The sequence below is a fragment of the Geodermatophilus sp. SYSU D01036 genome (assembly GCF_054050435.1).
This window is the reverse complement of sequence record NZ_JBJGZJ010000050.1, coordinates 1-9158: the sequence shown is the minus strand read 5'-3', so window position 1 is coordinate 9158 and position 9158 is coordinate 1. Positions and strand designations below refer to the sequence as shown.

7 protein-coding genes are annotated in these 9158 nt (G+C 77.7%); 3 read left to right on the top strand and 4 right to left on the bottom strand.

What is annotated here, in order from left to right:
* Positions 1-108: 108 nt before the first annotated feature.
* Both ACI8AR_RS23695 and ACI8AR_RS23690 read right to left on the bottom strand, forming a co-directional pair.
* Positions 109-1680 (bottom strand): long-chain-fatty-acid--CoA ligase, encoded by a 1572-nt coding sequence (locus tag ACI8AR_RS23695; RefSeq protein WP_457053178.1) that lies wholly within the window; start codon positions 1678-1680, stop codon positions 109-111.
* Between the two features lie 76 nt (positions 1681-1756).
* On the bottom strand, positions 1757-2395 hold the full coding sequence (locus tag ACI8AR_RS23690) for a TetR/AcrR family transcriptional regulator (protein ID WP_456926148.1): 639 nt from the start codon (positions 2393-2395) through the stop codon (positions 1757-1759).
* Positions 2396-2503: 108 nt separating this feature from the next.
* On the opposite strand from ACI8AR_RS23690, the gene ACI8AR_RS23685 reads away from it, so the two are divergent.
* The 3 genes from ACI8AR_RS23685 to ACI8AR_RS23675 are packed head-to-tail and all read left to right on the top strand — an operon-like array spanning position 2504 to position 5585.
* Positions 2504-3721 (top strand): acyl-CoA dehydrogenase family protein, encoded by a 1218-nt coding sequence (locus ACI8AR_RS23685; RefSeq protein ID WP_457053177.1) that lies wholly within the window; start codon positions 2504-2506, stop codon positions 3719-3721.
* Complete coding sequence (locus ACI8AR_RS23680) at positions 3718-4710, top strand: acyl-CoA dehydrogenase family protein (protein WP_457053176.1); 993 nt, start codon at positions 3718-3720, stop codon at positions 4708-4710. Before ACI8AR_RS23685 ends, ACI8AR_RS23680 begins: the two co-directional genes overlap by 4 nt.
* A complete protein-coding gene (locus ACI8AR_RS23675) occupies positions 4707-5585 on the top strand; it encodes an enoyl-CoA hydratase-related protein (RefSeq protein ID WP_457053175.1) in 879 nt (292 codons plus the stop codon). The genes ACI8AR_RS23680 and ACI8AR_RS23675 overlap by 4 nt, the downstream gene beginning before the upstream one ends.
* Positions 5586-5659: 74 nt before the next feature.
* Here the strand turns inward: ACI8AR_RS23675 and ACI8AR_RS23670 are convergent, their stop codons facing one another.
* Positions 5660-8134: an FtsX-like permease family protein gene (locus tag ACI8AR_RS23670; RefSeq protein WP_457053174.1), complete on the bottom strand. Its 2475-nt coding sequence runs from the start codon at positions 8132-8134 to the stop codon at positions 5660-5662.
* Between the two features lie 3 nt (positions 8135-8137).
* On the bottom strand, positions 8138-8911 hold the full coding sequence (locus ACI8AR_RS23665) for an ABC transporter ATP-binding protein (protein ID WP_457053173.1): 774 nt from the start codon (positions 8909-8911) through the stop codon (positions 8138-8140).
* Between the last annotated feature and the right edge of the window lie 247 nt (positions 8912-9158).

Here is a 9158-nt window from a genome sequence, read left to right as displayed (position 1 = left end):
CCCCCCCCCCCCCCCCCCCCCCCCCCCCCCCCCCCCCCCCCCCCCCCCCCCCCCCCCCCCCCCCCCCCCCCCCCCCCCCCCCCCCCCCCCCCCCCCCACAGCTCGGTGTCAGACGGCGGGGTCGGAGACCAGCGAGCCGGCGCGGTGCTCCTCCCGCAACGCGGTCTTGAGCACCTTGCCGCTGGGGTTGCGCGGCAGCGCGGACACCACCGAGTACTCCCGCGGGTGCTTGTAGCGGGCCAGTCGCTCGCCGCACCAGGCCGACAGCTCGGCGGGGGTGGGCGGGTTCTCCGGGTCCCGCGGCGCGATCACCGCCAGCGGCGCCTCGCCCCAGCGCGGGTCGGGCACCCCGATCAGCGCCACCTCGGCGACGCCGGGGTGTGCGGCGAGCGCGTCCTCCACCTCGGCGCAGTACACGTTCTCGCCGCCGCTGATGATCATGTCCTTCTTGCGGTCGACGACGTAGAAGTAGCCGTCCTCGTCCTCGCGCACCAGGTCGCCGGAGTGGAACCAGCCGCCGGCGAACGCCTCCGCCGTCGCCTCGGGCTTGCCCCAGTACTCCTTCATCACCATCGGGCTGCGGTAGACGATCTCGCCGACCTCGCCGCGCGGCACGTCCTGCATGGCGTCGTCGACGACGCGGACCTCGACGTTGAGCATCGGCGTCCCGACCGAGCCGATCTTGCGGATCGAGTCCTCGCCGCGCAGCAGGCAGGTGACCGGGCTGCACTCGGTCTGGCCGAAGGCGGTGACCACCTCGGCCTGCGGGAACGTGTCGATCATCGACCGCAGCAGGGTGCTCGACGCCGGCGCCGCGCCCCAGGAGATCCGCTTGAGGCAGGACAGGTCGCGCTCGGCGATCCCCGGCACCGCCACCACGGCCGCCCACATCGCCGGCACGAGGAACAGGTTGGAGATCCGTTCCCGCTCGATGAGGTCGAGCACGGCCACCGGGTCGAAGCCGCCCGAGGCGAGGATGACGTGGGTGCCGCCGAGCAGCAGCGGCGGCAGCCCGCCGGCCAGCCCGGCGATGTGGAACAGCGGCGCCCCCGGCGCACCGACCCGGTCGTCCGGGCCCACCCCGAGGGTGGCCACCTGGCTGAACACGTGCACGAGCAGGTTGTGGTGGGTGAGGACGGCGCCCTTGGGCCGGCCGGTGGTGCCGGAGGTGTACATGATGAACGCGGGCGCCGCCTCGTCGACCTCGACGTCGAGCGGCTCGGCCGCCGCCGCCGCGAGCGCGTCCTCGTAGTCCTGCCCGATGGTCAGGACGGTGCGCACGCCGGGCGCCTGCTCGCGCGCCTTGGCCGCCACGCCGGCCAGCGCGGTGTCGACCACGAGGGCGGCCGCCCCGCTGTCGGTGAGCACGTAGGCCACCTCGTCGGCGACCAGCCGGAAGTTGACCGGGACGACGATCGCGCCCAGCCGCACGCCGGCGAGGTAGGACTCCCAGACCTCGATCCCGTTGAGCCCCAGGACGGCCATTCGGTCGCCCGCGGCCACGCCCCGGTCGGCCAGCGCCCGCGCCAGCCGGGTGACCCGCTCGTCGAGCTCGGCGTAGGTGCGGCCGGTGCCCGAGAAGCGCACGGCCACCGCGTCGGGGGTGCGCCGGGCCCAGCGGGCCAGCTGGTCGGCGGTCGTCATGCCGCGCCCCTGCAGCCGGGGGGTCGGGTCGTCCACGGGTTCCTCCTGCGCCGCCGCCGGGTGTGACCTGCGTCATGCTGGCGGGGTGGCAGGGGGCGGTCAACCCTGACCGTCAGGAGGACGGCGTGAGCATCCGCGCGGCCAGTCCCTTCCAGAGGGTGAGGTGCGGGTCGGTGGCGGCGGGCCGCTCCTCGAAGGCGTACACGCAGGCCACCCCGCGCATGCTGGTGAACAGCAGCTCGCACACCTCGGCGTAGCGCGGCGCCGAGGCGATCCGCGGGCCCCAGATCCCGTCGGCCACCCGGCGGATCGCCGCCCGCAGCCGGCGCTCCTCGACCCGCAGCGCCGCCCTCAGCTGCGGGTCGGTGCGGGCGGCCACCCACAGCTCCATCGCCGCCCAGAACGGCGGCTCCTGGAACGTCGCCCACATGAGGTCGATCGCCCGGTCGATCCGCTCGGGCCCGGCCGGCTCGTCGGCCATGACCGCCGCCGCGCGCTCCTCCACCCCGGCCAGCAGCGTGCTCGACAGGTGCCCGGCGGCGGCGACCAGCAGCTCGGCCCGGGAGGGGAAGTGGTGCAGCAGCCGGCCGCGGGACACCCCGGCCCGGGCCTGCACGGCCAGGGTGGAGGCGCCGGCGTACCCGGACTCGACCAGGCACGCGACGGCGGCGTCGAGGATCAGCGCCCGGCTGTCGGCCGTGCGGGTCGACCGGCTGCGCGGGCCGTCGTCCGGGAGGGGTTCGGCGCTCACGCGCCGCAGGCTAGAGCCCCGGCGCGCCGCTGAACAGTCACCGTTGACCGTCGAGGGTGACCGCTGTCACGCTGCGGCCCGTACTGCTCGACGACGAGGAGGTACCGGGTGGACTTCGACGACACCCCCGAGGAGGCGTCCTACCGGGCGCACGTCCGCACCGTGCTCGACGAGCACGCGTCCGAGCTGCTGCACGTCTCGCCGGGGGAGCCGGTCGACGCGCGCTCCCGCGAGGCGGAGCTGCGGGCCACCCAGCGGGTGCTGGCCGAGGCGGGGCTGGTCGGCGTCACGTGGCCGCGGGAGTACGGCGGCCAGGGTGGCACGCTGGTGCAGCAGGCGATCGTGGTCCAGGAGCTGGCCCGCGCCCGCGTCCCCACGCTGATCAACCACATCGGCATCGGCATGTGCGGGCCCACGGTGATCGCGCACGGCAGCGACGACCAGCGCTCCCGCTACCTGGCCCGGCTGCTGCGCGCCGACGACGTCTGGTGCCAGCTGTTCAGCGAGCCCGGCTCCGGCTCGGACCTCGCGGCGCTGCGCACCTCGGCCGTCCGCGACGGCGAGGACTGGGTGGTCAACGGCCAGAAGGTCTGGACGACGCTCGCGCACGTCGCCGACTTCGGCATCCTGCTCACCCGCACCGACCCCGCCCGGCCCAAGCACGCCGGGCTGACGATGTTCGTCGTCGACATGCACGCGCCGGGCGTGACCGTCCGGCCGCTGCGCCAGATGAGCGGCGGCGCGGACTTCAACGAGGTCTTCTTCGACGACGTCCGCATGCCCGACGCCGAGCGGCTCGGCGAGCCCGGCGAGGGCTGGCGGGTCGCGCTGACCACGCTGATGAACGAGCGGGTCGCGATCGGCGGCGCCGGCAGCGACATCGGCCCGGCGCCGGAGTCGCTGGCCGCGCACGCCCGCGACCGGCTGCCCGCGCTCGACCCGGAGCGGCGGGCGCTGGCCCGGCAGGCGGTCGGGCGGGCGCTGGTCGCCTCGCTGGCCGCCCGCTACACCGGCTACCGCCGGTTCACCACGCTGTCGCAGGGCGGCGTGCCCGGCCCGGAGGCCAGCGCCGGCAAGCTCGGCGGCACCGCCGCGGCCCGGCTGGTCGCCGACGCCGGCGTCCGGCTGCTCGGCGACGACGCCGTGTACGGCGGCACCGCCGACGGCGACGACACCTGGCAGCGGGCGCAGGCCTACGTGCCGGGCATCGCGATCGCCGGCGGCACCGACCAGGTGCTGCGCAACATCCTCGGCGAGCGGGTCCTCGGCCTGCCGCCGGAACCCCGCACCGACAAGACCGCGCCGTTCTCCGGAGGTGCCCGGTGAACTTCGACCTGTCCGACGACCAGCGCGCGGCCGCCGCCGGCGCGCGCGAGTTCTTCACCGGCTCGGTCACCCCGGCCGCCGCCCGCGCAGCGCTCGAGGGCGCCGGCGTCCCGGGTCCCGGGCGCAAGGCGCTGGCCGACATCGGCTTCCTCGGCATCACGGTGCCGGAGTCCGCGGGCGGCGCCGGCGGGAGCGTGCTCGACCTCGCCGTCGTCGCCGAGCAGGCCGGCGCCGTGCTGGCCGGGCCCTCCCTGGTCACCGCCGCGCGCGCCGCGGTGCTGCTGGGGTCCGCGCCCGACCTGGCCGCGCAGCTGGCCGACGGGTCGGCCGCGCTCGCCGTCCTCGACGGGCCGGTCACCGGCTCCGCGCCCTCGCTGGACGCCGCCGACGCCACGCTGTTCCTCGGCCTCGAGGACGGCGCGCTCGTCGTCGGCGAGGGCGAGGTGACCCCGGGCCGGCCGATGGACGCCACCCGCGGGCTGGCCTCGGTGCGGATGACCTCCCGCCGGGTGCTCGCCGAGGACGCCGGGCAGCTGTGGGCGCGGGCCCGGCAGGTGGGCGCGGTGGTCCTGGCCGCCGAGGACCTCGGCGCCGCCGACCGCGCGGTGCAGATGGCCGTCGACTACGCCCGCCAGCGGGAGGCGTTCGGCCGGGTCATCGGCTCCTACCAGGCGGTCAAGCACATGCTGGTCGACGCGTGGGTGGGCGTGGACCAGCTGCGCTCGCTGGTGTGGTGGGCGGCGTGGGCGGCCGACTCCTCGCCGGCCGAGCTCCCGCTGGCCGCGGCCGCCGCCAAGGCCTACGCCGCCGAGGTCGCCGAGCGGGCCACCGAGACGGCGATCCAGGTCCACGGCGGCATCGGGTTCACCTGGGAGCACGACGCGCACCTGTACTGGCGCCGCGCCAAGGTGGACCGGCTGCTGCTCGGGGACGCCGCCGAGCACCTCGACACCGTCGCCCGGCTCGCCGAGGCCGGCGCCCTGGGATGACGTTCGAGCAGCTCCGGTACGACGTCGCCGACCGCGTCGCGACGATCACCCTGTCCCGGCCCGACCGGCTCAACGCCTTCACCCCGGTGATGGCCGCCGAGCTGGGCCGGGCCGCGGCGGCCGCGGACGCCGACGAGGCGGTGCGGGTCGTCGTCGTCACCGGGGAGGGGCGGGCGTTCTGCGCCGGTGCCGACCTGGGCGCGGGCTCGGGGACCTTCGCCGACCGCGGCGAGGGCCCGCCGGTGCAGGGGACCGTCGACGGCGTCGCGCGGGACTGGGGTGGGGTCGCGTCGCTGCCGTTCGCCGCGCTGCGCAAGCCGGTGATCGCCGCGGTCAACGGCCCGGCGGTCGGCATCGGCGCGACGATGGTGCTGCCGATGGACGTGCGGATCGCCGCGGAGTCCGCCCGCTTCGGCTTCGTCTTCGCCCGGCGCGGCATCACGCCGGAGGCGGCGTCGACGTGGTTCCTGCCGCGGGTGGTCGGCATCAGCCAGGCGGTGGAGTGGGTGGCCACCGGCCGGGTGTTCGGCGCCGCCGAGGCGCTGCGCGGCGGGCTGGTCAGCCGGGTGGTCCCCGACGCCGACCTGCTGCCCGCCGCGCTCGACCTGGCCCGGGAGATCGCCGACAACACCTCTGGTGTCGCGGTCGCCGCGGCCCGGCAGATGCTGTGGTCGATGCTCGGGGCGCCCTCGCCCTGGGACGCGCACCGGCTCGAGTCGCGGGCGCTGGCCGAGCTCGGCCGCGGTCCCGACGCCGCCGAGGGCGTGGCCGCCTTCCTCGCCAAGCGCGCGCCGGCGTTCGCCACGCCGCTGGGGGAGGGCCCGGTGGCCGGCGTCCCGCCCTGGCCCGCCCCGCCCGACGACGTCCGGCCCTAGCCCGAGGCCCCGCGATCACGGCGCCGTGACCACCTCCGCACCCCCGCGGGCGGTCACGGCGCCGTGATCGCGGACTAGACGGCGGCGATGGCGGCCACGGGGGCGGTGCGGGCCGCGCGGCGGGCGGGCAGCACCGAGGCCAGCAACCCGGCCAGCGTCGCGACGACGACGATCCCGCCGACCTGCAGCCACGGCACCGCGACCACGACCTCGCCGGCCATGCCCAGCACCGACGCGGTGCCGCTCACCCCGTAGACCCCGCCGAGGACGACGCCGAGCACCGCGGCCACCCCCGAGACCAGCACCGCCTCCCAGGCGAGCAGCCTGCGCAGCTGGCCACGCGTCAGCCCCATCGCGCGCAGCAGGCCGTTCTCCTGCCGCCGCTCCACCACCGACAGCGCCAGCGTGTTGCCCACGCCGATCAGCGCGATGACCACCGCGACGCCGAGCAGGCCGGTGACCACCAGCAGCAGCACGTCGAGCACCCGGTCCAGCTGCTGGCGCAGGCTCACGACGCCGGTCACCTGCGCCTCGGGCACCGCCGTCCCGACCGTGTCGGTGACGGTGTCGACGACGGTGGCCTGCGCGTCGGCGTCGGCGTCGTCCAGCCGCAGCCACAGCTGGCCGACCGCGGCGTCCGGGGCGAGGGCGGCGAGGTCGGCGCCGTCGAGCAGCAGCGGCGCGTCCCCGTCCACGACCTCCGCGCGCAGCGTGAGCGTGCGGCCGTCGAGGGACAGCCGCACCAGGTCGCCCGTGCCGACCGACCAGGAGTCGGCCAGCCACTCCGGGACGAGCGCCTCGCCCGGCCGGGGCAGCCGCAGGTCGGCCGTCGACCGCAGCGCCGGGACGGCGGTCGCGGCGTCCACGCCGTAGGACCGCCACGGCTGCCCGTCGGGGCCGGCGGGCTCGGCGGTGGTGAGCGCGGTGCCGGTCGCGACGCCGTCCAGCTCCCCGAGCCGGTCCAGCAGGGACGCCGGCAGCTCCCCGGCCGGCCCCTCGACGACGACGTCGGCGGGGTAGGCGGCGGCCAGCCCGGCGGTCGCCGTCGCCCGGGTGGACGCGGTGCCCACCACCATCGCGGTGGTCAGGGTGACGCCGATGAGCAGCGCGGTCGCCGTCGCGGCCGTGCGGCGGGGGTTGCGCGTGGCGTTCCCGGCCGCCAGCCGGGCCGGCACCCCGCCCACGCGGGACACCAGGCGGCCCGTCGCGCGGACCACCGGCGGCACCCCGCGCTGGGCGAGCAGCACCACGCCCAGGAAGCTCGCCACGCCGCCGGGCAGCGCGACGAACACCGTGGACACCGCCACGCCCAGCGCGAGCAGCCCCGCCCCGGGCACGAGCAGGAGCAGGCCGAGCACCAGGCGCAGGACGCCCGGGCGGGAGCGCAGGGGTGCGGGGTCGAGCGGGCGCAGCGCGGCCAGCGGCGCCACCCGGGTCGCCGCGCGGGCCGGGGCGAGCGCGGCCAGCAGGGTGGTCAGCGTGCCCACGGCCAGCCCCGCGACGACCGCGGTGAGCGGCACGGCCAGCCCGGACAGTGGCACGGGGGAGTCCACGCCGCCGGCGAGCGCGGAGACCGCGGCGGCCAGCCCCACGCCGGCTCCGACCCCGACCGCCGAGGCGGCCAGCCCGGTGACCGCGGCCTCGACCAGCACGCCCCGGCGCACCTGCCGCGCGGTGGCGCCGACGCAGCGCAGCAGCGCCAGCTCGCGGGTGCGCTGGGCGAGGAGCACGGCGAACGTGTTGGCGATGACCAGCCCCGCGACGACGACCGCGACGGTGCCGAACACCAGCAGCACGGCGGCCAGCGCGGTGGCGTTGCCGAGCATCGACGCCGCGCGGTGCTCGGCCTGCTCCGTGCCCGTGCGCACGGTCAGCGCCTGCCCGGCGAGGGCGTCGCGCACCGCGGCGACGAGGGCGTCGGCGTCGGTGCCCGGTGCGCCGGCGATCCGCAGCTCGACCGGGTCGGCCGCGCCCCACTCCTGCGCCTGGTCCGGGGTGGCCCACGCGCGGCCGTAGAGGCCGGCCTCGGGGTCGCCGCCGAGGTCGACCACCCCGGTGACGGTCACGGGGGTGGAGGTCTGCGTGCCGTCCGGGGCGGTGCCGGCCACCTGGAGCACGTCGCCGACGTCCGCACCGACGCGCCCGCTGACGGCGACCTCGCCGGGCCGGTCGGGCAGCGCGCCGTCGGCCAGCCGCTGCCAGCGCAGCGCGGGGTCGTCGGCGACCGCGCCGACCAGCAGGTACTGCGCGCCGGTGCGGCCCGGCGCGACCGCCTGCACCGAGGTCTCCCACTCCGGCGCGACGGCCCGGACGCCGTCCAGGGCGGTGAGCGCGGGGACGTCGTCCAGCAGCGAGCCGCCGTCGTCGGAGGTGACCACGGCGCCGGCCCCCAGGTAGCGGGCACCGGCGGCGGTGAGCACGGTGCTGCGGGTGGTCTCGTTGAGCACGAGGGTGGCGACCACGAAGGCCACCGCGAGGACCACGGCCAGGCAGGAGGCGACCAGCCGCGGCAGGTGCGCGCGCAGGCCCGCCAGGGTGGTGGACAGCACCGGTCAGCCCCCGAGCCCGCGGAGCGCCTCGAGCACGGACGCGGCGGTGGGCCGCTCGATCTCCCCGGCGGGGCGGCCGTCGGCGAGCAGCACGACGCGGTCGGCGTAGGAGGCCGCGGTCGGGTCGTGGGTGACCATGACGACGGTCTGGCCGGTCTCGCGGACGCTGCTGCGCAGCAGGTCGAGCACCTCGGCGCCGGCGCGGGAGTCGAGGTTGCCGGTGGGCTCGTCGGCGAACACGACGTCGGGGCGGGGGAGCAGCGCCCGGGCGATGGCCACCCGCTGCTGCTGACCGCCCGACAGCTCCGAGGGGCGGTGCCGCAGCCGCTCGCGCAGGCCGAGCCGGGCGATCACGGCGTCGAACCAGGCCGGGTCGGGACGGCGGCCGGCCAGCTGCATCGGCAGCACGACGTTCTCCCGCGCGTCGAGCACCGGCAGCAGGTTGAAGGCCTGGAAGACGAAGCCGATCCGGTCGCGGCGCAGCCGGGTCAGCTCGTCGTCGCGCAGGCGGGTGAGCTCGGTGTCGCCGAGGAACACCTGCCCGGAGGTGGCGGTGTCCAGGCCGGCCAGGCAGTGCATGAGCGTCGACTTGCCCGACCCGGACGGGCCCATGATCGCGGTGAACCCGCCGCGGGCGAACGTGACGTCGACGCCGTCCAACGCGACGACCCGAGCCTCGCCGGAGCCGTACACCTTGGTCAGGCCGGTGGCGCGGACGGCGGCGGACGGCACCGACGCCGGCGGCTCGCCGGGGACGGTCATGACGGGGACGGACACGGGGGACCTCCGCGGATCGCTTCTGGGGACACGGAGACCCTCGCTGCGGCGGCCGTCGTCCCGCGTCGTCGTCAGCGGTGATCCCGCGTCCGCCGTCCCTGCCCCCGCGGGCGGACCCCGGCGTCATCCCCCGGTCGTACGTCCCCTCCCCGGGGGGGGGGGGGGGGGGGGGGGGGGGGGGGGGGGGGGGGGGGGGGGGGGGGGGGGGGGGGGGGGGGGGGGGGGGGGGGGGGGGGGGGGGGGGGGG

What these genes read in the sequence shown, in the direction of transcription:
- ACI8AR_RS23675 (WP_457053175.1), top strand. Translation starts at nt 4,707, where the DNA reads ATGACGTTCGAGCAGCTCCGGTACGACGTCGCCGACCGCGTCGCGACG.